This window comes from Phytoactinopolyspora endophytica, from assembly GCF_004138495.1.
Classification (GTDB): Bacteria; Actinomycetota; Actinomycetes; order Jiangellales; family Jiangellaceae; genus Phytoactinopolyspora; species Phytoactinopolyspora endophytica.
The window spans coordinates 113,630-115,399 of the sequence record NZ_ML142861.1 but is presented as its reverse complement, the minus strand read 5'-3'; the positions used below and the strand labels follow the sequence as shown (position 1 = coordinate 115,399).

The following is a 1,770-nucleotide window of genomic DNA, read 5'->3' as shown; positions in this document are numbered from 1 at the left end:
GCACGCGTGAACCTGGGATCAGCGGTACCACCATGGCCGACGGCGCGGCCTGGGCCGTAAGGCGATACTGGAACGATGGACCGTCCTGAGCTCGCTGCCTTCCTGCGGAGCAGGCGAGGCCGGGTGCGTCCGGAGGACGTCGGGCTGCCGAGCGGCGGAAACCGCAGGACACCCGGACTGCGCCGGGAAGAGGTCGCCCAGCTGGCGAGGATCTCCGTCGACTACTACGTCCGGCTTGAGCAAGCCCGTGGACCACACCCGTCTCCGCAAGTGCTGGAATCGCTGTCCCAGGCTCTGCGGCTTTCCGCTGCCGAGCGCTCTCATCTGTTCCATCTGGCCGGTAGCGCGCCGCGTCCCGGTGCAGGGCCACGCTCGGACGTGCCGGCCGGCATTCTTCACCTCCTTGATCGGTTGGACGACTCGCCGGCTGTCGTCGTCGACGCCAAGTACGACGTGCTTGCGTGGAACCCGATGTGGGCCGCTCTGATGTCGCCGGATCCCTCGGGAGTGCCTCCCGCGCGGCTGAATTCGCTACGAGGCTTCTTCGCGCCCGAGGCTGCGGCGTTCGCAGCGGAACACGTCGAGTTCGGACGGCAGGTCGTCGCCGACCTGCGTGCCGCGGCCGCCCGTTACCCCGACGACGTCGAGATCCGTCGGCTGATCAGCGACCTGTCCACCAGTAGCGTGCTCTTCGGTGAGCTCTGGAAGAAGCACGAGATCAATGTGCAGCGGAGCACGTCCAAGCACATCGACCACCCGGTGGTGGGCGAGATGAATCTGGACTGCGAAACCTTGTACATCCCCGATCGGGACCAGCGCCTGGTGCTCTACACAGCTGTCCCGGGCTCTCCGTCGCACCAGGCGCTTGCGCTGCTCAAGGTGGTGGGCCTGCAGAATCTCTCGTCGCCGGGATAGATCCGGGATGGGAGCCGCAGGTGTGTCCCGGTCACGCTGCCGCGGGCTGGCGCAATGCCGATAGCGCGCGGGCGACCTCGGCGACCCGCCGGCCCTGGAATCGCGCGGCTTCCAACTCTCCCTCGGAAGGGCTGTTCTCGCCCGCGACCACGCTGGTCCCGTAGGGATTGCCGACGTGCGTGCTCGCGCCGTCGTCGATATAGCCGGGGGAGACGATGATCGCGCCCCAGTGCATGAACGTCTGATACAGGCTGATCAAGGTCGACTCATGCCCGCCGTGTGGCGAAATGGCCGCGGTGAACCCGCTCGCGGCCTTGTCCGTGAGGTCGCCGGCTTGCCAGGCAGGGCTGAGGGTGTCGATGAACTGCCGCAGCTGGGCTGAGACATTGCCGAAGCGGGTCGGCGTTCCGAAGAGGAACCCGTCTGCCCATTCGAGGTCGTCGTGGGTGGCCACCGGGACGTCGCGGGTGGACTCCAGGTGTTCGTGCCATGCGGAGACACTCTGGACGACCTCGTCCGGCGCCAGTTCGGGGACTCGGCGTAGCCGGGTTTCCGCGCCCGCCTTCTCGGCTCCTTCGGCTACCGCGGCGGCGAGCGCATGAATGGTGCCCGTGGAGCTGTAGTAGACGATCGTGATCCTCGGATCGGACATGTGGTCTCTCCCTGTTGATAGCGGTGGTTCGGTGGTGGGCAGCGGGTAGCTGACCAAGAAACCGGAAACTTCTCCGGTTATACTAAGCGGAAAAGTTTCCAGTTTCAATGTGTCGATCGAAGGTGACAGATCGATGTATCCGGCCCGCCCTGCCGTCTGAGGGCCTGCGGAGTAGCGATTCCGGTCCATGCGTCCAATGGCGC

The 1,770-nt window shown here is 66.1% G+C and carries 2 protein-coding genes; one reads left to right on the top strand and one right to left on the bottom strand.

The window, feature by feature from the left end:
- Positions 1–75: 75 nt before the first annotated feature.
- Positions 76–915, top strand: a complete 840-nt coding sequence (locus tag ELR45_RS22770) for a helix-turn-helix transcriptional regulator (RefSeq protein WP_129668387.1) — start codon at positions 76–78, stop codon at positions 913–915.
- Positions 916–946: 31 nt separating this feature from the next.
- Here ELR45_RS22770 and wrbA read toward each other — a convergent pair whose 3' ends face one another.
- Positions 947–1,567, bottom strand: coding sequence for an NAD(P)H:quinone oxidoreductase (gene wrbA / locus ELR45_RS22765; RefSeq protein ID WP_129668386.1), 621 nt, complete (start codon positions 1,565–1,567; stop codon positions 947–949).
- Between the last annotated feature and the right edge of the window lie 203 nt (positions 1,568–1,770).